Here is a 19,916-nt window from a genome sequence, read left to right on the forward strand (position 1 = left end):
TCCACAAAAGTGCTGCTCAGCGAGTCCTGGCTGTTACCAGAGTGTTATGTGTGACTGGATTAGTTCAACGAGATGTCTGTGATTCGCGTCATAGCGGCGGGGGTGAAGCGGTCCGGATTGGCCGCCGCGAGACGCCCGATCGTCGCTGCCACACGCAGCACGAAGGCATCGCGCGGGTCCTGCGGATCACGCCCGGTGATCTCGGCGATCTTCTTCAGGCGGTACCGCACCGTATTGGGGTGGACGAACAACTCGCGGGCACACGATTCGACCGCGCCGCCCGAGTCCAGGTACGCGTCCAGGGTGTCCGACAGGGCCGAGCCCGCCTCTTCGAGGGGCTTCACCAGGAGCTCGTACAGAGTGCGGCCGGCGTGCGTGTCGCCGATCAGCGCGCGCTCGGGCAGGAGCTCCCAACTGTGCACCGGGCGCGGCGCGCCGGGCCAGCCCGCGACGGCGTTGACGCCCGCGATGGCCTCGACAGCCGAGGCGTGGGCGTCCTCCAGCGTGGGCGTGGTGTGCCCGATCACGACGGGACCGTCGGCGAAGTGGAGCATGAGCGCGTCCGCGAAGGGGTCCCCGGTCGTGACGGCGCCGCTGACGATGACCACCAATTTGGTGCCTTGCACAACGGCCAGCGCCGACCGGCCGTGCGATCGGGCCGTGTCGTGGACCGATCCGGCGACGGAGACGTTCTGATCCGGCGGGGGATTGCCCACGATGACAGTGGCGGACGCGACCGGATCCCAGTTCAACGCCGCGGCGCGGGAGAGCAGGTTGGCGCCGGTGTCGCCGCGGACCACCGCGTCGACCACCAGCGCCTCCATCCGCGAGTCCCACGCGCCCCGGGCCTCCGCCGCGGACGCGTAGATCGACGCGGCGCCGAAGCCGATCTCCCGGCCGTACCGCAGCACCGCCTCGGTGAGCGCGATGAGCTGGTCCTCGTTGCGGGCCAGCAGCGGCAGCCAGCGCTCGAAGAACTCCATCGCCACGCGGACCATCTCCACGGTCTGCAGGAGCGAGACCTTGCGGGCCAGGTCCTGCGGCACCGTCTGGAACGACGCGACCGTGTACTCGACGTTGCTCGGGTTGTCGATCCACTCGGCGAAGTTGACCACCGCCGTCTGCACGACGAGCTGGATCGACGCCCGCTGGCTGGCCTCCAGGTCCGCGAAGTACGGGAGCTGCTCCTCCATGGAGCGCACCGCCTCCGTCGCGACGCGGCCCGAGTACTGGCGGATCCTGGCGAGGATCGCCTCGGGCAGCACGTCGCGAGGCTCGGGACGCTTCCGGTTGAAGCTCCCCTTTCCCGGCTTCCCGGGGAGGGGGAACGAGCCCGTATCAGCGGTCATGGAGTCCTAGGCTACGCCGGGGTCCGACGTCTGCTTCGGGGCGGCGAGCACGTCGTCGATCCGGTACCGCTTCGCGGCCTCCGCGGCGACCGAGAAATCGAGCGAACCGTCGCGTGCGAGCCCGAGGAGAACGCCCACGACGATCGACTCCGCGTCCACGTTGAAGTACCGCCGGGCCGCCGGGCGCGTGTCCGAGAAGCCGAAGCCGTCGGTGCCCAGGGTGACGTACGTGCCGGGTACCCACTGCCGGATGAGGTCCTGCGTGCCACGCATGAAGTCGGACGCCGCGATCGTCGGGCCCTCGGTATCCCCGAGGATCTTGGTGACGTGCGGGGTGCGGAACTCGGCGCCCGGGTCGCGCAGCGCCGCCTTCTCCGACTCGATGCCGTCGCGCGACAGCTCGACCCAGCTGGTCACCGAGAAGACCGAGGCGGACACGCCCCACTCCTCGGCCAGCATCTGCTGGGCCTTGAGCGCGTCGGGCATCGTAACGCCGGAGGCGAGGATGTTCGCCTTCTTCTCGTGCGCGGTCTCGGCGGGCTTGAACAGGTACAGGCCCTTGAGCAGACCGTCGACGTCCAGGTTCTCCGGCTCCGCCGGCTGGTGGATCGGCTCGTTGTAGACGGTGATGTAGTAGTAGATGTTCTCCGGGTTCTCCCCGTACATCCGCCGCAGGCCGTCGATCACGATGTGCGCCAGCTCGTAGGCGAACGCGGGGTCGTAGGCGACGACCGCCGGGTTGGTCGACGCGAGCACGTGGCTGTGGCCGTCGGCGTGCTGCAGGCCCTCGCCGGTCAGCGTGGTGCGGCCGGCGGTGGCGCCGAGCACGAAGCCGCGGGCCATCTGGTCGGCGGCCGCCCACAGGCCGTCGCCCGTGCGCTGGAAGCCGAACATCGAGTAGAAGATGTACAGCGGGATCATCGGCACGTCGTGCGTAGCGTACGAGGTGCCCACCGCGGTGAACGACGCGGTCGAGCCGGCCTCGTTGATGCCCTCGTGCAGGATGACGCCCTGCGGGTTCTCCTTGTACGCGAGCATCAGCTGCGCGTCGACGGCCGTGTAGGTCTGGCCGAGTCGGTTGTAGATCTTCAGCGTCGGGAACCAGCTGTCCATGCCGAAGGTCCGCGCCTCGTCGGGGATGATCGGCACGATGCGGGGCCCGACCTCCGGATCGCGCAGGAGCTCCTTGAAGATGCGCACCACGGCCTGCGTGGTCGCGACCTCCTGCTTCCCCGAGCCCTTGAGCATCACCTTCACCGCGTCGATCCCGGGCGTCTTGAGCACCTGGGCCTGCGTGCGGCGCGTCGGGACGAAGCCGCCGAGCTGCTTGCGGCGATCCAGCATGTACTGGATCTCCTTCGACTCCGGTCCCGGGTTGTAGTACGGCGGGAGGTAGGGGTCCTTCTCGAGCTCCGCGTCGGAGATCGGGATCCGCAGGTGATCGCGGAAGCCCTTGAGATCGTCCAGGGTGAGCTTCTTCATCTGGTGCGTGGCGTTGCGGCCCTCGAAGTTGTGACCCAGGCCGAAGCCCTTCACGGTGTGCGCGAGGATCACCGTCGGCTGGCCCTTGTGCTCCATCGCCGACTTGTAGGCCGCGTACAGCTTGCGGTAGTCGTGGCCGCCGCGCCGCAGGCCCCAGATCTGCTCGTCGGTCATGTCCTGGACCAGCTCCTTGGTCCGCGGGTCGCGGCCGAAGAAGTGCTCACGGACGAAGGCGCCGTCGTTCGCCTTGAAGGTCTGGTAGTCGCCGTCGGGCGTGTTGTTCATGATGTTGACGAGCGCGCCGTCGCGGTCCTTGTGCAGAAGCTCGTCCCACTCGCGGCCCCAGATCACCTTGATCACGTTCCAGCCGGCGCCGCGGAAGAAGGACTCGAGCTCCTGGATGATCTTGCCGTTGCCGCGCACGGGCCCGTCGAGGCGCTGCAGGTTGCAGTTCACGACGAAGGTGAGGTTGTCGAGGCCCTCGGTGGCGGCGATCTGGATCTGGCCGCGCGATTCGGGCTCGTCCATCTCGCCATCGCCGAGGAATGCCCAGACGTGCTGGTCGGAGGTGTCCTTGATGCCGCGGTCGTGCAGGTAGTGGTTGAACCGCGCCTGCTGGATGGCGTTCATCGGGCCCAGGCCCATCGACACCGTCGGGAACTCCCAGAAGTTCGACAGCAGCCGCGGGTGGGGGTAGGAGGGCAGGCCCTTGCCCTTGTCCTCGTGCGACTTCTCCTGGCGGAAGCCGTCCAAGCGCTCGGCGGGAATGCGGCCCTCGAGGAAGGCGCGGGCGTAGATGCCGGGAGAGGCGTGGCCCTGGATGAAGACCTGGTCACCGCCGCCGGGATGCTCCTTGCCACGGAAGAAGTGGTTGAAGCCCACCTCGTACAGCGACGCCGCGCCGGCGTAGGTGGAGATGTGGCCGCCGACGCCGACGCCGGGCCGCTGCGCGCGGTGCACCATGATCGCCGCGTTCCAGCGGATGTAGGCGCGGTAGCGGCGCTCGATCTCCTCGTCGCCCGGGAACCAGGGCTCGAGATCGGTGGGGATGGTGTTGACGTAGTCCGTCGACGTCAGCGACGGAATGGAGACGCGCTGTTCGCTGGCGCGCTCGAGCAGGCGCAGCATCAGGTAGCGGGCACGGGCGGGGCCGTGGGTCGCGATCAGGTCGTCGAAGGACTCGATCCACTCGCCGGTCTCGTCCGGGTCGATGTCCGGGAGATAGGACGCCACCCCCTCGCGGATCACGCGAACGCGGTCCGGGCGACCGTCGTTCGACGGTGCGGGTCCCTGTCCTGGGGCGGCTGCCGGGGTGGTGGCGATCGAGTCTGTCACTGGTGCTCCTCACGGGTCGCGAAGGCGGTGCGTAGGTCTGCGGTGTGTCGCAGATCCCATCCTGCCGCATTGGAAAGTTACTCGACAGTCGTATTCCGCGTCGTGGAATTCGGCAGGTCCGCCGCGCGAGTTCCGCGTACCCCGCTTGCGCGCAGGCGCAGGTGCCGTAAGTTGACACCGAACAGCTGTATGCGGGTGGCAACGGGCCGCCCGCGCTGACGCGAGGAGGCTCCCACCGGTGTCCACGAATGGGTCATTCGCCCAGAAGATGGGCCTGCAGCCCGGCAACATCGTGCAGGAGATCGGTTGGGACGAGGATACCGACGACGACCTGCGTCTCGCCATCGAGGAACTCACCGGCGCGGAGATGCTCGACGAGGACACCGATGAGGTGATCGACGTGGTCGTGCTGTGGTGGCGTGACGACGACGGGGACCTCGTCGACACCCTCATGGACGTCATCACCCCGCTCTCCGACGACGGCTACGTCTGGGTCCTCAGCCCCAAGACCGGCCAGCCGGGGCACGTGCAGCCCAGCGAGATCGCCGAGGCCGCACCGACCGCCGGGCTCACCCAGACCTCGTCGACCAACCTGGGCTCGTGGATCGGCTCGCGCCTCGTGCAGCCGAAGTCCGGCCGCGTGGCCAAGAGGTGACATCGCCCCAGCTCGACGGTCCGCTGCCGGTCGGGGCCGAGGCCCCGCCCTTCACGCTGCGCGATCAGAACAACCGCCCCGTCTCCCTGGAGTCGTACCGCGGCCGCAAGAACGTGCTGCTCGTGTTCTTCCCGCTGGCCTTCACCGGCACCTGCGAGAGCGAGTTGGGCGGGATCCGCGACTCCCTCCCGTCGTTCGAGAACGACGATGCCGCCGTGCTCGCCGTCTCCGTGGGCCCGCCGCCCACGCACAAGGTGTGGTCGGGCTCGCAGGGCTACCTGTTCCCGGTCCTCTCGGACTTCTGGCCGCACGGCGAGGTGGCGAACGCGTACGGCGTGCTCAACGGCAAGAACGGCTACCCGAACCGCGGGACCTTCGTCATCGACCGCGAGGGCGTGATCCGGTTCTCCGAGATGAACGAGCCCGGCGTGCCCCGCGATCAGTCGCTTTGGGAAGACGCCCTCGCTGCGCTATCTTCGACCGGCAAGCGCACATAGCTCAGTTGGTTAGAGTCCCGGTCTTACACACCGGTTGTCGGGGGTTCGAGTCCCTCTGTGCGCACCACCACCCGCTGTGAATCCCAGTGCGCCGATGGCGCTTGCCCGGTCGAACGCCCTCGTCAGCGCTATCGTCGCATCGTGACTGCGAAGAACGATCCGTCCCTGTTCGCGGACAACGCTCCCGGCTACGTGGCCGTCCGTCCTACCGACGTCGCGGCACAAGAGGTCTTCCCAGGGATTCACATCCAGGTCCTCTGGCGAGGCGACAACGGGGCGACGGCCGCCGTAGTTCGGATCGCCCCCGGCGCGAAGTGGGGCAAGGACGACGTGCACAGCCCGGGCCCCGAAGAGGTGTACGTCGTGTCGGGAGTCTTCAACGACGGTCAACGCGACTATCCGGAGGGAACCTTCATGCACGCCCCGGCCCGGTCCTGGCATGTTCCTCAATCGGAACAGGGGTGCACGTTGTTCGTCTTCTACCCGGAGGGCTAGATCCGGGATACCCCCTTCACCGGTCCCGGTAGGCCTCCAGGAGGCGCAGCCACACCTCGCTGATCGTGGGGTATGCGGGCACCGCGTGCCACAGTCGCGCGATCGGCACCTCTCCCACCACGGCGATCGTCGCCGCGTGCAGCAGTTCCGCGACCGCGGGCCCCACCAGCGTCATGCCGATCACCACGCCGCGGCCCTCGTCGACCACCATCCGCGCCCTGCCTTGGTAGCCGTCGGCGTACAGGGTCGCGCCGGCCACCCAACCGAGGTCGTAGTCGACCACCGCCACGTCGATTCCGGCCTTCCGCGCCTGCGCCTCCGTGACGCCGATGGCCGCGACCTCCGGCTCGGTGAAGATCACGTGCGGCACCGCGGTGTGGTCCGCCGTCGCGACGTGCGCGCCCCAAGGCGCGTCGTCCACCGCCGCTCCGCGCGCCCGGGCGGCGATCGCGTCGCCGACCGCCCGCGCCTGGTACTTGCCCTGGTGCGTGAGCAGGGCCCGATGGTTCACATCGCCCGCCGCGTACAGCCAGTCGAAGCCCTCGACCCGCAGCGTGTCGTCCACGGCGAGCCACGCCCCGGGCTCCAGTCCGACGGTCTCCAACCCCAGGTCGACGGTGCGCGGTGCGCGCCCGGTGGCCGCCAGCACCTCGTCGGCCACGACGGTCCGCCCGGCCGAGGTCTCGATCGTCACCTCGCCGTCCGCGCGGGTGACCCGGGTCGGGGATTCGCCGGTCACCACCTCCACGCCGAGCGCCCGCAGCCCGTCGCCCACCGCCTCGCCCGCGAAGGGCTCCAGCCCGGTGAGCAGCCCGCTGCGCGCGAGCAACGTCACCTGCGAGCCGAGAGACGCATAGGCCGTGGCCATTTCGACGGCGACCACGCCGCCGCCGATCACCGCGAGCCGGCGCGGAGCGGCCTTCGCGCTGGTGGCCTCGCGGCTGGTCCACGGGCGCGCGGCCCGCAGGCCGGGGATGTCCGGGACGGCCGCGTCGGTGCCGGGCGCGAGGACGACGGCGTGCTTCGCGGACAGGGTGGTCTCGGCGCCGTCGGGCCCGACGACGATGACGCTGCGCGGACCGGCGAGTCGCCCCTGGCCGCGGATCGTGGTGATGCCCGCGCCCTGTGCCCATCGCACCTGGCCCGCGTCGTCCCAGTTGCTGACCACGGCGTCCCGTCGGGCGAAGACTTCGGACGGATCGAGCGCCGCCTCGCCGGCGAGCGCTCCGCGGACGTGCTGCGCCTCGCGCAGCGCCTGCCCGGGGCGGAGCAGAGCCTTGGACGGCATGCACGCCCAGTACGAGCACTCGCCGCCGAACCTCTCGCTCTCCACCAGCGCGGCGGTGAGCCCGCCCCGCACCGCGCGGTCGGCCACGTTCTCGCCCACCGGCCCGCCGCCGATCACGACCACGTCGAATTCGTCCATGGCGCACCTCCTTCGATCACCGTACGTCCGCCGGTGGCGGGCCCGTGAAAAGGGGATGCGGACGGTCGAGGCCGGGGGATACGCTGGGGGTAACCGTGACAGGACCTGAGGAGGTGAGACCCGTGAACGTTTCACGCATGTGGGTGCTCCCTCCGTTCTCACGGTCGACCTAGGTGTCGCCACCAGGAGCGCCGCACGCAGGCATTCCTGGAAGGCATCACCATGAACGATTCTCCTCTCACTCTCGTGCGCGCCGAGGACGGCGACTGGCTCGCGATCGACGCCGAGGACCGCGTCATCGGCCGTGCCGGACCGTCACGACGGGCCGGATTCATCAGCGTCGACGCCTGGACCGCGGCGGCTTTCGACCTGCTCGCCGCAGCGCTCCTCGCCGAGCTGCCGCCACCGCTGTTCACCCTCGTGGCGGACGGCGACGATGAGTTGCTCGCCGCCTGGCGCCGGCACGGCTTCGCCCCGCGCCGGCGGGAGACGCTGTACCGGATCCCGCTCGACCCGCCGCCCGCCGTCACTCCGCCCGGGGTGTGGCGGGTCCGCTCCGCGCCCGGGGTCGCGCCCTTCCTGGCGGCGCAGGCCGATCCCGCCGACGGTGCCGCCGTCGCCGTGATCGAGCAGGCCGGCGGCATCGCGGTCGAGACCACCGTCGAGCTGGTGCGGGCATGACGAAGACCTCGCGCGGCATCGAGGCCGCCGGCACCGTCATCGAAGGGCTCCGCGCCGCCACCTTCCGGGTGGAGCTCGACAACGGTCACGTCGTCCTCGCGCACCTCAGCGGGAAGATCCGGAAGAACTACATCAAGATCGTCCCGCTCGACCGCGTGCTCGTGGAGATCAGTCCCTACGACCTCACCCGCGGCCGGATCGTCTTCCGGTACCGGAACTGACGGGCGGGGCCGGATCGGTCAGGAATCGAGAAGCATCCCGAAAGCGCAGCTCATAGCGTTGTCGGCATGACAACCTCGCTCACCACCCCGGTCCGGTCCCTCACCCTGGCGGCGGCCGACCCGGCCGCCGCCCAGGCCTTCTACGACGCCGCGTTCGGCCCCGACCCGCGGCTCCGATCCGCGCCCGCCGACGGCCCGTCCGACGGCTTCCGCGGCTTCGTGGTCTCCCTCGTCGTGGCGGAACCCGCTGTCGTCGACTCCTTCGTCGCGCCCGCCCTCGCGGCGGGCGCGACGGAGATCAAGCCCGCCCGGAAGTCCTTCTGGGGCTACGGCGTCGTCTTCCGTGCGCCCGACGGCACCGTCCGGAAGATCGCGTCTTCGTCGAAGAAGAACACCGGAGCGCCGCTGCGCACCATCGACGACATCGTGCTGCTCCTCGGCGTCGACGACGTCGCCGCCACCAAGGCCTTCTACACCGAGCGCGGGCTCACGGTCGCGAAGAGCTTCGGCCGCAAGTACGTCGAGTTCGACGCCGCGCCCGGCGCGGTGAAACTCGCGCTCTACGGGCGGAAGTCGGCGGCCAAGGACGCCGGGGTGCCGGCGGAGGGGAGCGGCTCGCACCGCCTTCGCATCGACGGTGCGCTCGGATCCCTCACCGACCCCGACGGCTTCGTCTGGCAGTGAATTCACCCGGGGACGACGGTGCCCTGGTGGAACCGGAGGAGTGGCCGCGGGGCGACAACCTCTCACAGCGACGAGTGCCGACTCGATCGGGCGTCGAGCCTCAGCCGGTACGTGACGAGGACGAGCGTCTCGCTCAGGTCGACGAACCGCCACTCGTCGGCAACGGGCGGTTCTGATCGCTCAGGGGATGCGGCGATCGACGCAGCGATGTCGTCGGCGGTCCACAGCCGTCCCGAGCGACCGATCTCGACGAAGTCGTCGTGGAGGTGCGAACGCACGAGGGCTGCGTCCCTGCGGACGTCCGGCAGGTGCAACTCGACCTCCAGCGACTGAATCAGGGCGTGCCGGTCCATGACCCGAGCGTATGGCGCGATCGTGCCTCGCACGACTCGACCGGTAGCGTCGAGCCCCGTGAACCGTTCCACCGAGCTCGCACTCGGCGTCCTCGCCGACGAGGTCTTCGGCGACCCGCGCCGGTACCACCCGGTCGCGGGCTTCGGCACCGTCGCGCAGGCGCTGGAGGCACGGATGTACGCGCCGTCGAAGCTGAGGGGCGCCGCCTACACCGCGATCCTCGTGGGCGGGGCCGCGGCGCTCGGATACACGCTGCGGAACGTGCCCGGCGCCACCGCCGTCGGTACCTGGGCGGTGGTCGGGGGAGCGGGCCTGCGGAAGGTCGGGTCCACCCTGGGCTCAGACCTGGAGCGCGGTGACCTCGACGGCGCGCGCACCCTGCTGCCCAGCCTGTGCGGGCGCGATCCGTCGGTGCTCGACACCGCGGGACTCGCCCGCGCGGCCACGGAGTCGGTCGCCGAGAACACCTCCGACGCGGCGGTCGCGCCGCTGTTCTGGGGCGCCGTCGCGGGCCTGCCCGGCCTGCTCGCGTACCGCGCGGCCAACACCCTCGATGCGATGGTCGGCTACCGCAACGACCGCTACGCCGACTTCGGCTGGGCGTCCGCGCGCCTCGACGACGCCCTGAACTACGTCCCCGCCCGGCTCGCGGGCGCGGTCACCGTCGCCCTCGCGCCGGCCGTGGGCGGGACACCGTCGGACGCGGCGCGGGCGTGGCGACGGGACGCGGCGAAGCACCCCAGCCCCAACGCCGGGGTGGCGGAAGCGACCGCCGCGGGCGCGCTGGGCCTGCAGCTGGGCGGGCGCACGCAGTACGCGCACGGCGTGGAACTGCGGCCCACCCTGGGCGACGGGCGGGCACCGGAGCCGCGCGACCTGGCACGGGCGGCGCGGCTGTCGCTGGCGGTCGAGCTGGGCGCCCTCGCCGCTACTGCCCTTTGCGTCCGTACCGGTCGGCGAGCCGCGCGGCGCGGGCGGCCTCGGGCGTGACCTCCGGCGTCGCCTCGTCCTCGGGTGCGTCCGCGGAGTCCGCGGTACCGGCGTCGAAGACGGCCTTGTCCTCGCGGCGCCGGCGCACCTCGGACCACACGAAGTAGCCGATCGCGAGCGGCGCCATGATGCCGAAGGCGAGCCACTGCAGGCCGTACGAGAGGTAGGGACCGGCGTCGAGCATCGGCAGCGGGATCGGGTCGAGGCCGCCCGGCTGGCCCTCGTCGAGGTTCAGGTAGCCGGGGGCGAACGTGACGCCCTGGGCCGGTCCGATCGCCGCGGGGTCGATGGCGAAGACCTGCAGGTAGCCGCCCTCCGTGCGGGGGCCGCGGGCGGGATCGGTCTTCTCCGGGGCGCGGACGCGGGCCTGGACCGTCACCGTGCCCGACGGTGGCGGCGCGAACTCCGGCACGACGCCGCCGGTGGGCGTCTGGACGAAGCCGCGATCGACGAGGTAGGTCGCGCCGTCGTTCGCGGCGAAGGGCACCAGCACCTCGTAGGCGGGCTTGCCGTCCTGATTCCGCAGGCGCGCGAGGGACTGCTTGTCGGCGAGGTACTGCCCGGTGAGCACCACCCGCCGCCACTCGGCGTCCTTGGGCACGTCGGCGCGGCCGCCGAGGACCTGCGCCGCGGGCACCGGGTCGGCGTTCACGGAATCGGCGATCTGCTGGTTGCGGTGGCTGGTCGACGAGTTCTTGCCCAGCTGCCACGGCGCGAGCACCGACCAGCACAGCGCCGTGAAGGCGATCGCCGCGATGGCGAGCGCGATCCACCGCGGTTGGAAGACGACCTTGATCCAGCTAGGCAAGGTTCGCTCGCGTCCACTCGATCAGGCCCGGCATCGCGTCCTCGACCTGCGACAGCGTCACCCGGAAGTCCTCGTGATCGCCGTAGTACGGATCCGGCACGCTCTCGTGTGCGGCGTCCGGGTCGAAACTGCGGAGCAGCCGGATCCGGTCGGCGGGGACGCCGCGCCGCCGCAGCGGCGCGACGTGGGAGCGATGCAGCGCGACGACCAGGTCGGCCGCGAGGTGGTCGTCCGTGAGCTCGGCGGCGGTGTGCTGCGTGGGGTACCCCGCTTCGGCGAGCACGTCCCGCGCGCGGCGGTCCGCGGCACCGCCCTCGTGCCAGCCGTCGGTGCCGGCGCTGGTGACCCGCACCGCCTCGGCCAGTCCGGCGTCGGCGACCGACTGCTCGTAGACGATCTTGGCGATCGGCGAACGGCAGATGTTGCCGGTGCACACGAAGGTGACATGCAGCGGAGTACTCACCCCTCCATCTTGCCCGAAACGGTGTGGACCAGGCCGCCGCACCCGATCGACGGTGACGGAGCGCATGCCGTTCGCGCCCGGCTATGAAATCGTGTCACTGGCGGTCACGATTTCATAGCGGGTGAGCGGGCGGCCTCGGCTCCAGATGGTCCCGGCGGATCTACGCTGACAGCCATGAAGCTGGCAGAGGTCATCGAGGTGCTCGATCAGGCGTATCCGCCCAGGCTCGCGGAGGGGTGGGACAGCGTCGGGCTCGTGTGCGGCGACCCGGAATCCGAGGTCACGCACGTCCTGGTCTGCGTGGACGTGACCGCGGACGTGGTGGACGCCGCGCTCGCCCGCGGCGCGCAGCTGGTGATCGCCCACCATCCGCTGCTGCTGCGCGGCGTGGACACCGTCGCGGCGAGCACGCCGAAGGGCGCGCTGATCCACCGCCTCATCCGCGGCGGCTGCGCGCTGTTCACCGCGCACACCAACGCCGACCGCGCCCGGGGCGGCGTCAACGACGCCCTCGCCGCGGCCCTCGGGCTGGAGGTGACCGACCCCGTCGAACACCTCGACGCGCCGCTCGCGCTCGACCGGTGGGGTGTCATGGTGCCGCCCGCCCACGCCGACGAGGTGCTCTCCGCGATGTTCGAGGCCGGGGCCGGAGAGGTCGGGGAGTACTCCGAGTGTGCCTGGCGGGTCGACGGTGTCGGCCAGTTCCGGCCCGGCGACAACGCGAATCCCGCGATCGGTGCCAACGGCGAGCTGACGACGGTCACCGAGACCCGGGCCGAGCTCGTGGCCGCCCGCGCCCGTCGCGCCGACGTCCTCGCGGCGCTGCGCACCGCACACCCGTACGAGGAGCCCGCCCACGACATCGTCGAGCTCGTCGGCGGCGAGCGGGAATGGGGTCTCGGCCGCGTCGGCGTGCTGCCCGAGCCGATGACCCTGGAGGCGTTCACCGCCCACGTCGCCTCGGCGCTCGGCGCGCCGGCGCGGGCGGCGGGCGATCCCGCCGCCGTGGTCCGCACCGTCGCCGTCTGCGGGGGAGCGGGGGACTCGCTGCTCGGCGCCGTCGCGCGCCTCGGCGTGGACGCCTACGTGACCGGGGACCTGCGGCACCACCCCGTCGACGAGCACCTGCGCGCCGGCGGGCCCGCCGTCGTGGACGCCGGGCACTGGGGCACCGAGTTCCCCTGGTGCGCCGCCGTCGCCGAGCTGCTGTGGCCCTACCTCGACGTCGCCGTGCACGACGCCCCCACGGATCCGTTCACGGTGCGGGCCGCGCCCGCACCGGATGCGTAGAGTGGCGCAGATGAACGCTGATCCGGCCGCCCAACGCATCCTGCTGGACCTCGCCGAGGTCGACGCGGAGATCTCCCGCCTGGCCCACCGCGCCACCCACTTGCCCGAGGACGCCGAGATCGCCGAGCTCGAAAAGCGCGCGACCACCGAGCGCGACGAATCGGTGCGGGTCTCGATCCTGGTCGAGGACCTGGACCGCGACATCAGCAAGCTGGAGAAGGAGGTCGAGCAGACCCGCCTCCGCGAGCAGAAGGACCGCGAACTGCTCGCGGCCGGGGCCGTTCCCGCCAAGCAGCTCACCGAGATCGAGCACGAGCTCCGCGGCCTCGAGCGGCGCCAGTCCGTCCTGGAGGACGAGGAACTCGAGCTCATGGAGAAGCGCGAGGCGGTCGAGCTCGATCAGCAGCGCGCCGAGGCCGTGGTGAATGCGACGAGCGACGAGATCGCCGCGGTGCGGCGGCGCCGCGAAGAGACCGTCAAGGACATCGAGGTCGCGAAGGCCCGTACGGCGACCACCCGCGAGGAGACCGTCGGAAAGCTCCCGGAGGACCTCTACGCCGAGTACGAGCGGTGCCGCAAGAACTCCGGTGCCGGCGCGGGGCTCCTGCAGGCCCGACGGTGCGGCGCCTGCCGCCTGGAGCTCGACCGGGGCTTCCTCGACGGCGTGAACCGCAAGCCCGCCGATCTCGTGGTGCACTGCGACGAGTGCGGCGCGATCCTGGTGCGGACCAACGAGTCCGGGCTGCCCCAGCCCAAGCCCGAGGAGTGACGGGAGCGCAGCGCGGGGGCTGGACCGCCTCCGCGCACGAACCCACCCGCGTGATCCTGTTGCGGCACGGGCAGACTCCGGCATCGGTGCGGCGGCTGTACTCCGGCCGCGGGAACCCGCCGCTCACCGACCTCGGCCGGGAGCAGGCCGCCGAGGCCGCGGAACTGCTGCGGCTCACGCCGATCGACGCCGTCCTCTCCTCGCCGCTCGACCGCGCGCGACAGACCGCCGACGCCGTGGCCGTCGGCCGGGGGCTCACCGTCGAGATCGAGGACGCCCTGATCGAGACGGACTTCGGTGCGTGGGAGGGGCTCTCGTTCGGCGAGGCCCGGGACCGTGACCCGGAGCTGCACGCCCGCTGGCTCGGCGACACCGCGGTGGCGGCGCCCGGCGGCGAGAGCTTCGACGAGGTGCACGGCCGCGTCGCGGCGCTGCTGGAGCGGGTCACCGCTGAGCACGCCGGCCGGACCGTGCTGCTGGTCTCGCACGTCACGCCGATCAAGACGGCGCTGCGGATCGCCCTCGACGTCGGCCCGCAGCTGCTCTACCGGTTGCACCTCGACCTCGCTTCGATCTCGATCGCCGACTTCTACCCCGACGGCGGCGCCTCCGTGCGGCAGGTCAACCGGACGGCGGGGCTCTGAGGCTCGGGTACTCTGTACCGCGCGGACGAGCTGACCGGGCGGCCGCGGTGTCGGGAACGGCTGGGTGACCAGTACGCCCGCGCCGAGGAAAGTCCGGACTCCACAGGGCAGGGTGGTTGCTAACGGCAACCCGGGGTGACCCGCGGGACAGTGCCACAGAGAACAGACCGCCCGGGCTCCGGCCCGGGTAAGGGTGAAACGGTGCGGTAAGAGCGCACCAGCGCGGCGGGTGACCGTCGCGGCTCGGTAAACCCCACCCGGAGCAAGGTCGAAGGCGCCACCTCACGGTGGCGCTGCGCGCGTGATCGAGGGCTGCTCGCCCGAGCGCGCGGGTGGACCGCTCGAGGCACCCGGTGACGGTGTGTCCAGATGGATGGTCGCCACCCCGGCGCAGCGATGCGGCGGGGGACAGGATCCGGCTTACACGTCAGCTCGTCCGCCCCGACGTTCCGCCGCACCGAGGCTTAACCTGGTCCGATGGACCTCTCCGTGCTGTCCTGCGGTCTCCGCGGCCACGTCACCTACGACCCCGACGAGGCGGATCTCCGCGCCCGGGTCCGGACGGACACCCCCGAGGGCGAGGCGTGGCGCTGCTTGCGCTGCGACGACTACGTGGTCGGCCCGCCGCACGGTTCCGGACCGGCCGCGCACGCACCGTCGGTTCCCCGGGGCCGGGCGCTGCGCGACGAGCTGATCATGCGCTTCCTCGCGGTCGAGAGGTTGCTGCGCGGGATCGTCTTCGCGGCCGCCGGCGTCGTCGTGTGGCAGTTCCGCGGCACCCACGAACACCTGCGCGAGGTGTTCCAATCCAAGCTGCCGGTGCTGAGTCAACTCGGCTTCAACGTGGCCGACTCGAGGATCGTGCAGACCGTGGACACGGCGCTGGGCCTGTCGAGTACGACGCTCGCCTGGATCGCCGTCGGCCTCGTGGCCTACGCCGCGATCGAGGTCGTCGAGGCGGTGGGGCTCTGGCTCGGCAAGCGCTGGGGCGAGTACTTCGCGGTGATCGCGACCTCCGCGTTCCTCCCGCTGGAGATCTACGAGATCACCGAGAAGGTGACCGCACTGCGCGCCGGCGCGCTGCTGGTCAACGTCGCCGCCGTCGCGTGGCTCGTGTGGAGCAAGCGCCTGTTCGGGGTCAACGGCGGCGCGGCGGCGTACCGCGCCGAGCGGGAGTCCGACAGTGTCCTGACGGTCCGCCGGGCCGGCGAGTAGCGTGCAGAGGTGACCGATTCGAGCGCCCGCGACGCCGTCATCGCCCTCCTGCAGAGCCTCCCCGAATCCACCGTCGACACCATCGCACCCGGCGCGATCGCCGCCGACGGGAAGACGCCCGTCCCCGAGATCGCCTGGGGCGACACCTTCGTCTACTCCACGCCGGACGGCGAGCCCGGCGTCATGCCGTACCTCACGGTCGTCACCAAGAACTACCCCGACGACGATCAGTCCGACCTGGACCGGCCCGGCGCCTTCCGGCTCAACGCCAACGTCGGGCGCGAGGCGTTCACCGAGCTGATCGGTTACCCGCCCGCGGAGCACGCCGCCCGCGCGGGCGAGTGGGACTACGCCGCCGACGGTGCCGTGATCCCGCACCCGCTGTACGCCAAGCTGGGGTGGGTCTCGGTGGTGAATCCGGCCACGGGCCCGGAGGTCGTCGCGCTCCTCGAACGGGCGCGCGCCCACGTACAAAAGCGATAGAAACTTGTCGGTGGTCCCCACTACCGTGTGATCCATGACACGCGGTGACAGCGGTGACTGGGCGATCGAAGCCATCGGCCTGGTGAAACGGTTCGGTGATTTCACGGCGGTGGACGGGGTGAGTTTCCAGGTCCCTCGGGGCTCCGTACTCGGCCTGCTGGGTCCCAACGGCGCGGGCAAGACCACCACGGTCCGCATGATGACCACGCTGTCGCCACCCACCGAGGGCACGGCCCGCATCGCGGGGTACGACGTGCGGGAGAACCCCATCGAGGTGCGCCGCAACATGGGCCTCACCGGCCAGGCCGCCACGGTGGACGAGATCCTCACCGGCCGCGAGAACCTCGCGATGATCGGCGGCCTCTACGGCATCCCGCGCGCCGCCCTCAAGCGCCGCGGTGCGGATCTGCTCGAACAGTTCTCGCTCACCGCGGCGGCCGACAAGCAGGTCAAGGCCTACTCGGGCGGCATGCGCCGCCGGCTCGACCTGGCCGTCAGCCTGCTCACGGCGCCGCCCGTGCTGTTCCTCGACGAGCCGACCACCGGTCTCGACCCGCGCGCTCGCTCCGAGTTGTGGGACGTGCTGCGCACGCTGGTGGCGAACGGCACCACACTGCTGCTCACCACGCAGTACCTCGAGGAGGCCGATCAACTGGCCGACGAGATCATCGTCATCGACAAGGGGCGGATCATCGCGCAGGGCACCCCGCTGCAGCTCAAGGAGCGCGCCGGTGCCGCCAGCCTGGTGCTGACGGTGTCCGACGCGGCCGACCTGCCTCGCGCCCGCGACATCCTGGCGCAGCTCGGCAGTGAGGTCTTCGTCGATGAGGGCGCGCGCCAGGTGAGCAGCCCCGCCAACGGGCTTGATGATCTGAACCGGGCCGGCGCGCTGCTGGGGGAGAGCGGCATCAAGGTCGATGATCTCGGCCTCTCCCGCCCCAGCCTCGACGACGTCTTCCTCTCCCTGACCGGGCACCGCACCGAAGCCGACGACAGCGCCGCCGAGGAGGCCTCCGCATGACCGCCACCACCGAGGCCGCCGGGGTGGGCGGCGTCGAGACGCATCAGACCACCCTCTGGCAGCAGTCCTGGATCATGGTTCGTCGCAGCATGATCCACACCAAGCGGATGCCCGAGATGCTCTCCGACGTGACGATCCAGCCGATCATGTTCACGGTGCTGTTCGCGTTCGTGTTCGGCTCCGCGATCCCCACCGAAGGCGTCTCCTACCGCGAGTACCTCCTGCCCGGCATCCTGGGGCAGACGATGGTCTTCACCTGTTTCGTGGTCGCCGGTGGGCTCACCACCGACCTCGAGAAGGGCGTCATCGACCGCTTCCGGTCGCTGCCGATCAGCCGCGCCTCCGTGCTCATCGGACGCAGCATCGCGAGCCTGCTGCACTCGTCGATCGGCATCGTCGTCATGTGCCTGACGGGCCTCGCGATCGGTTGGCGCATCCGGACGAACCCGGTGGACGCGGTGCTCGGCTTCGTCGTTCTCCTGGTGTTCGGCTTCGCCATGATCTGGTTCGGTATCCTCGTGGGCTGCATGATGCAGTCGATCGAGGCCGTGAACGGCTTCATGTTCGCCACCATGTTCCCGATCACCTTCCTCTCCAACGCCTTCGTCCCCACGGCGGGGATGGCGCCGTGGCTGCGGGCGATCGCGGAGTGGAATCCCGTCTCGTCGCTGGTCCAGGCCATGCGCGAGCTGTGGGGCAACGATCTGCCGCTGCGTGACGGGGCGCCGTGGTCGCTGCAGCACCCCGTGCTCGCCACCGTGATCTGGTCGATCGCGCTCACGGCCGTGTTCGCGCCCCTGGCCGTGCGCGCCTTCAACAAGCGCACCGTCGACTAGGCTCGGGCGGGTGATCGGAGATCCCCTGCCCCCGCGCATCACCGAGCCCGAGCGTCGTCGCGAGCTGCTGGACAGCGGCGCCATCTACACGGCGCAGCGTTCCGTGCGGGGCGACGCCGTCAGCCCCGATCGCCGCCTCAAGTTCGACGGGGTGGCCCGGTACCTGCAGGACACGGGGCAGGACCACCTGCGCCACGTCGACTACGAGGACATCCACCCGTACTGGGTGGTGCGGCGCACCGTCATCGAGATCATCGAGGGCGGCGAGCAGCCCGACATCCTCACCGTCGAGCGCTGGGGATCCAAGATGGGCTCGCGCTGGTGCAACGTGCGCATCGGCATCGACGGGCAGAAGGGCACCCGGATCGAGACCGAGGCCTTCTGGATCAACTTCAACATCGACACCCTCACCCCGTCGGCGCTGAGCGAGACGTTCCTCAGCACCTTCGGCGCCGCCGCCGAGCCGGGCGTGCTGCGCTGGAAGCAGTGGCTGGATCCGAAGCCGCATCCCGACGCCGTCGAGGTGCCCTTCCTGCTGCGCGCCGCCGACCTCGACATCATCCAGCACGTCAACAACGCCGTGTACTGGACGGCGCTCGAGGAGGTGCTCGCCACCTACCCGGACCTGCGGGAACGCCTGCCGCTGCGCGGCATCGTCGAGCACAACTCGGCGCTGCAGCTCGAGGACGAGCCGCGGCTGCTGGCGCACCGCGAGGGCGACGTCGTGCACGCCTGGCTGGTCGCCGGGGACCGCACCGCCGCGGCCATGAGCGTCGAGGCGTTGGCGGAGTAGGCGTGACCGGGATCCCGATGCGCGGCCCCGTCCCGTCCAGCGCGGTCGACTTCGGTTCCGTCCGCGCCGAGTTCGAACTCGTCGAGGACTTCCCGGCCGAGGTGCTGGCCGAGGCGCGGGCGAGCGCCGACCGGTTCGCCGAGGGCCGCGAGGACCGCCGCGACATCGAGTTCGTGACGATCGACCCGCCCGGGGCCAAGGACCTCGACCAGGCGGTGCACATCGCCGCCGAGGGCGACGGCTACCTGGTGCACTACGCGATCGCCGACGTCGGTGCACTCGTCGCGCCCGGTGGCCCGCTCGAGGCCGAGACCCGCCGGCGCGGCCAGACGATGTACCTCCCCGACGGTTCCGTGCCGCTGCATCCCCGGCCGCTGTCCGAGGGCGCCGGATCGCTCCTGCCGGAGCAGGACCGAGCGGCCGCGCTGTGGGAGATCCACCTGGACGCCGCGGGCGAGGTTACATCGGCGACCGTGCGCCGCGCCCTGGTCCGCTCCCGCGCGCAGCTCGACTACGCGGGCGTCCAGGCAGACTTCGACGCCGGCCGCGTCCATCCGAGCATCGCGCTGCTGCCGGAGGTCGGGAAGCTGCGCGCCGCGTGGGGCCGCGCGCACGGCGCCATCGACCTGCGGCTCCCGGCACAGGAGGCCGTCGAGGGGGGCGACGGCTGGACCGTCCGGATCGAGCCGCGCACCGACTTCGACGCCCACAACGCGCAGATCTCCCTGCTCACCGGCGTGTGCGCCGCCGACATCATGCTCCGCGCCGGGGTGGGCCTGCTCCGCACCCTCCCGGCCGCCCCCGAGGACGCCGTCGCCGACCTGCGGCGCACCGCCGCGGCGCTCGGGCAGGACTGGCCGCGGGACGTCCCCGTCGGCGACTTCCTCGCAGGCCTCGACGTGGCCACCCCGCCGGGCCTCGCCGTGATGACCGACGCCGCGCGGCTGCTGCGCGGCTCGGGTTACGCCGCCTTCGGCACCGCGGCGGCGCCGGAACCGCCCGCCGACCGCGGCCACGCCGGGGTCGGCGCGCCGTACGCCCACGTCACCGCGCCGCTGCGGCGCCTGGCCGACCGCTACGCCACCGAGGTGTGCATGGCCGCGTGCGCGGGCAGCCCGATCCCGGACTGGGCCCGCGGCGCGCTCGACGACGTCGCCGAGACGATGATCCGCACCAACACCCTGGCGAACAAGGTGGACCGGGCGTGCATCGACCTCACCGAGGCCGTGATCCTCGCGGGCCGAGTGGGGGAGGAGTTCTCCGCCGTCACGATGCGCGCCGACCAGGTGCTCCTCGACGAGCCCGCGGTCATCGCGCCGTGCACGGGCGGGCCGCCCGAGGGCCGCCGCGTCACGGTGCGGCTCGAGACCGCCGACGTTGCGTCCCGAAAGGTGTCCTTCGCGTACGAGAAGGCGCTAGCGTGAG

22 protein-coding genes, 1 tRNA gene and 1 other RNA gene are annotated in these 19,916 nt (G+C 71.3%); 18 read left to right on the forward strand and 6 right to left on the reverse strand.

Translation table 11 applies throughout. The features are described from left to right. Positions 1-59: 59 nt before the first annotated feature. Positions 60-1,349 (reverse strand): PucR family transcriptional regulator, encoded by a 1,290-nt coding sequence (locus ACM9LD_RS03370; protein WP_415675370.1) that lies wholly within the window; start codon positions 1,347-1,349, stop codon positions 60-62. 6 nt (positions 1,350-1,355) lie between these two features. After that, the gene (gene aceE / locus ACM9LD_RS03375) at positions 1,356-4,166 is read right to left on the reverse strand and encodes a pyruvate dehydrogenase (acetyl-transferring), homodimeric type (RefSeq protein ID WP_415675371.1); all 2,811 of its coding nucleotides are present in this window, start codon (positions 4,164-4,166) and stop codon (positions 1,356-1,358) included. A gap of 268 nt (positions 4,167-4,434) precedes the next feature. Here aceE and ACM9LD_RS03380 point away from each other — a divergent pair, with 268 nt between their 5' ends. The 4 genes from ACM9LD_RS03380 (at position 4,435) to ACM9LD_RS03395 (ending at position 5,813) form a co-directional block, all read left to right on the forward strand. Then, complete coding sequence (locus ACM9LD_RS03380) at positions 4,435-4,821, forward strand: DUF3052 domain-containing protein (protein ID WP_415675594.1); 387 nt, start codon at positions 4,435-4,437, stop codon at positions 4,819-4,821. Next, positions 4,818-5,318, forward strand: a complete 501-nt coding sequence (locus ACM9LD_RS03385) for a peroxiredoxin (RefSeq protein ID WP_415675372.1) — start codon at positions 4,818-4,820, stop codon at positions 5,316-5,318. The genes ACM9LD_RS03380 and ACM9LD_RS03385 overlap by 4 nt, the downstream gene beginning before the upstream one ends. Continuing rightward, a tRNA-Val gene (locus ACM9LD_RS03390) sits at positions 5,309-5,385 on the forward strand. The genes ACM9LD_RS03385 and ACM9LD_RS03390 overlap by 10 nt, the downstream gene beginning before the upstream one ends. A 71-nt stretch (positions 5,386-5,456) precedes the next feature. Continuing rightward, positions 5,457-5,813: a cupin domain-containing protein gene (locus ACM9LD_RS03395; protein ID WP_415675595.1), complete on the forward strand. Its 357-nt coding sequence runs from the start codon at positions 5,457-5,459 to the stop codon at positions 5,811-5,813. 16 nt (positions 5,814-5,829) lie between these two features. On the opposite strand, the gene ACM9LD_RS03400 is transcribed toward ACM9LD_RS03395, so the two are convergent. After that, positions 5,830-7,239 (reverse strand): dihydrolipoyl dehydrogenase family protein, encoded by a 1,410-nt coding sequence (locus tag ACM9LD_RS03400; RefSeq protein WP_415675373.1) that lies wholly within the window; start codon positions 7,237-7,239, stop codon positions 5,830-5,832. A gap of 222 nt (positions 7,240-7,461) precedes the next feature. Here ACM9LD_RS03400 and ACM9LD_RS03405 point away from each other — a divergent pair, with 222 nt between their 5' ends. The 3 genes from ACM9LD_RS03405 (at position 7,462) to ACM9LD_RS03415 (ending at position 8,825) form a co-directional block, all read left to right on the forward strand. Further along, positions 7,462-7,920: a hypothetical protein gene (locus ACM9LD_RS03405; protein ID WP_415675374.1), complete on the forward strand. Its 459-nt coding sequence runs from the start codon at positions 7,462-7,464 to the stop codon at positions 7,918-7,920. Beyond that, positions 7,917-8,141 carry a translation initiation factor IF-1 gene (gene infA, locus ACM9LD_RS03410; RefSeq protein WP_415675375.1) on the forward strand — a complete coding sequence of 75 codons (225 nt, stop codon included), beginning with the start codon at positions 7,917-7,919 and terminating at the stop codon, positions 8,139-8,141. Before ACM9LD_RS03405 ends, infA begins: the two co-directional genes overlap by 4 nt. A 66-nt stretch (positions 8,142-8,207) precedes the next feature. Next, entirely contained in the window at positions 8,208-8,825 is a 618-nt protein-coding gene (locus tag ACM9LD_RS03415; RefSeq protein WP_415675376.1) for a VOC family protein, read from the forward strand. A 62-nt stretch (positions 8,826-8,887) separates the two neighbouring features. On the opposite strand, the gene ACM9LD_RS03420 is transcribed toward ACM9LD_RS03415, so the two are convergent. Then, positions 8,888-9,178 carry a DUF4440 domain-containing protein gene (locus ACM9LD_RS03420; RefSeq protein ID WP_415675377.1) on the reverse strand — a complete coding sequence of 97 codons (291 nt, stop codon included), beginning with the start codon at positions 9,176-9,178 and terminating at the stop codon, positions 8,888-8,890. Here ACM9LD_RS03420 and ACM9LD_RS03425 point away from each other — a divergent pair. Beyond that, a complete protein-coding gene (locus tag ACM9LD_RS03425; RefSeq protein ID WP_415675378.1) occupies positions 9,177-10,169 on the forward strand; it encodes a cobalamin biosynthesis protein in 993 nt (330 codons plus the stop codon). The two genes, ACM9LD_RS03420 and ACM9LD_RS03425, sit on opposite strands and share 2 nt — an antisense overlap. On the opposite strand, the gene ACM9LD_RS03430 is transcribed toward ACM9LD_RS03425, so the two are convergent. Then, positions 10,108-10,977 carry an SURF1 family cytochrome oxidase biogenesis protein gene (locus ACM9LD_RS03430; RefSeq protein ID WP_386111572.1) on the reverse strand — a complete coding sequence of 290 codons (870 nt, stop codon included), beginning with the start codon at positions 10,975-10,977 and terminating at the stop codon, positions 10,108-10,110. The two genes, ACM9LD_RS03425 and ACM9LD_RS03430, sit on opposite strands and share 62 nt — an antisense overlap. Further along, positions 10,970-11,440: a low molecular weight protein-tyrosine-phosphatase gene (locus ACM9LD_RS03435; RefSeq protein WP_415675379.1), complete on the reverse strand. Its 471-nt coding sequence runs from the start codon at positions 11,438-11,440 to the stop codon at positions 10,970-10,972. The genes ACM9LD_RS03430 and ACM9LD_RS03435 overlap by 8 nt, the downstream gene beginning before the upstream one ends. Before the next feature lie 174 nt (positions 11,441-11,614). On the opposite strand from ACM9LD_RS03435, the gene ACM9LD_RS03440 reads away from it, so the two are divergent. The 10 genes from ACM9LD_RS03440 to ACM9LD_RS03485 all read left to right on the forward strand — a co-directional run bounded on the left by ACM9LD_RS03440 (position 11,615) and on the right by ACM9LD_RS03485 (position 19,915). Beyond that, the gene (locus tag ACM9LD_RS03440; protein WP_415675380.1) at positions 11,615-12,730 is read left to right on the forward strand and encodes a Nif3-like dinuclear metal center hexameric protein; all 1,116 of its coding nucleotides are present in this window, start codon (positions 11,615-11,617) and stop codon (positions 12,728-12,730) included. A gap of 10 nt (positions 12,731-12,740) precedes the next feature. Next, positions 12,741-13,499 (forward strand): zinc ribbon domain-containing protein, encoded by a 759-nt coding sequence (locus ACM9LD_RS03445; RefSeq protein ID WP_415675381.1) that lies wholly within the window; start codon positions 12,741-12,743, stop codon positions 13,497-13,499. After that, complete coding sequence (locus ACM9LD_RS03450) at positions 13,496-14,143, forward strand: histidine phosphatase family protein (protein WP_415675382.1); 648 nt, start codon at positions 13,496-13,498, stop codon at positions 14,141-14,143. The genes ACM9LD_RS03445 and ACM9LD_RS03450 overlap by 4 nt, the downstream gene beginning before the upstream one ends. Before the next feature lie 26 nt (positions 14,144-14,169). Then, positions 14,170-14,582, forward strand: an RNA gene (gene rnpB, locus ACM9LD_RS03455) — RNase P RNA component class A. Positions 14,583-14,620: 38 nt separating this feature from the next. Then, the gene (locus ACM9LD_RS03460) at positions 14,621-15,358 is read left to right on the forward strand and encodes a DUF2127 domain-containing protein (RefSeq protein WP_415675383.1); all 738 of its coding nucleotides are present in this window, start codon (positions 14,621-14,623) and stop codon (positions 15,356-15,358) included. A gap of 9 nt (positions 15,359-15,367) precedes the next feature. Continuing rightward, a complete protein-coding gene (locus ACM9LD_RS03465) occupies positions 15,368-15,841 on the forward strand; it encodes a DUF6194 family protein (protein ID WP_415675384.1) in 474 nt (157 codons plus the stop codon). 34 nt (positions 15,842-15,875) lie between these two features. After that, positions 15,876-16,862 (forward strand): ATP-binding cassette domain-containing protein, encoded by a 987-nt coding sequence (locus ACM9LD_RS03470; protein WP_415675385.1) that lies wholly within the window; start codon positions 15,876-15,878, stop codon positions 16,860-16,862. Continuing rightward, positions 16,859-17,698: an ABC transporter permease gene (locus ACM9LD_RS03475; RefSeq protein ID WP_415675386.1), complete on the forward strand. Its 840-nt coding sequence runs from the start codon at positions 16,859-16,861 to the stop codon at positions 17,696-17,698. The genes ACM9LD_RS03470 and ACM9LD_RS03475 overlap by 4 nt, the downstream gene beginning before the upstream one ends. A 10-nt stretch (positions 17,699-17,708) precedes the next feature. Beyond that, a complete protein-coding gene (locus ACM9LD_RS03480) occupies positions 17,709-18,491 on the forward strand; it encodes an acyl-[acyl-carrier-protein] thioesterase (protein ID WP_415675387.1) in 783 nt (260 codons plus the stop codon). A 17-nt stretch (positions 18,492-18,508) separates the two neighbouring features. Next, on the forward strand, positions 18,509-19,915 hold the full coding sequence (locus tag ACM9LD_RS03485; protein ID WP_415675596.1) for an RNB domain-containing ribonuclease: 1,407 nt from the start codon (positions 18,509-18,511) through the stop codon (positions 19,913-19,915). The last annotated feature ends 1 nt before the right edge of the window (position 19,916 follow it).

Origin of the sequence: Tsukamurella hominis, assembly GCF_965137015.1 — a bacterium.
Lineage (GTDB): Bacteria > Actinomycetota > Actinomycetes > Mycobacteriales > Mycobacteriaceae > Tsukamurella > Tsukamurella hominis.

What these genes read in the sequence shown, in the direction of transcription:
- ACM9LD_RS03380 (WP_415675594.1), top strand. Translation starts at nt 4,435, where the DNA reads ATGGGCCTGCAGCCCGGCAACATCGTGCAGGAGATCGGTTGGGACGAG.
- ACM9LD_RS03370 (WP_415675370.1), bottom strand. Translation starts at nt 1,349, where the DNA reads ATGACCGCTGATACGGGCTCGTTCCCCCTCCCCGGGAAGCCGGGAAAG.
- ACM9LD_RS03460 (WP_415675383.1), top strand. Translation starts at nt 14,621, where the DNA reads ATGGACCTCTCCGTGCTGTCCTGCGGTCTCCGCGGCCACGTCACCTAC.
- ACM9LD_RS03415 (WP_415675376.1), top strand. Translation starts at nt 8,208, where the DNA reads ATGACAACCTCGCTCACCACCCCGGTCCGGTCCCTCACCCTGGCGGCG.
- ACM9LD_RS03425 (WP_415675378.1), top strand. Translation starts at nt 9,177, where the DNA reads ATGACCCGAGCGTATGGCGCGATCGTGCCTCGCACGACTCGACCGGTA.
- ACM9LD_RS03485 (WP_415675596.1), top strand. Translation starts at nt 18,509, where the DNA reads ATGCGCGGCCCCGTCCCGTCCAGCGCGGTCGACTTCGGTTCCGTCCGC.
- ACM9LD_RS03405 (WP_415675374.1), top strand. Translation starts at nt 7,462, where the DNA reads ATGAACGATTCTCCTCTCACTCTCGTGCGCGCCGAGGACGGCGACTGG.
- ACM9LD_RS03475 (WP_415675386.1), top strand. Translation starts at nt 16,859, where the DNA reads ATGACCGCCACCACCGAGGCCGCCGGGGTGGGCGGCGTCGAGACGCAT.
- infA (WP_415675375.1), top strand. Translation starts at nt 7,917, where the DNA reads ATGACGAAGACCTCGCGCGGCATCGAGGCCGCCGGCACCGTCATCGAA.
- ACM9LD_RS03440 (WP_415675380.1), top strand. Translation starts at nt 11,615, where the DNA reads ATGAAGCTGGCAGAGGTCATCGAGGTGCTCGATCAGGCGTATCCGCCC.
- ACM9LD_RS03445 (WP_415675381.1), top strand. Translation starts at nt 12,741, where the DNA reads ATGAACGCTGATCCGGCCGCCCAACGCATCCTGCTGGACCTCGCCGAG.
- ACM9LD_RS03420 (WP_415675377.1), bottom strand. Translation starts at nt 9,178, where the DNA reads ATGGACCGGCACGCCCTGATTCAGTCGCTGGAGGTCGAGTTGCACCTG.
- ACM9LD_RS03400 (WP_415675373.1), bottom strand. Translation starts at nt 7,239, where the DNA reads ATGGACGAATTCGACGTGGTCGTGATCGGCGGCGGGCCGGTGGGCGAG.
- ACM9LD_RS03470 (WP_415675385.1), top strand. Translation starts at nt 15,876, where the DNA reads ATGACACGCGGTGACAGCGGTGACTGGGCGATCGAAGCCATCGGCCTG.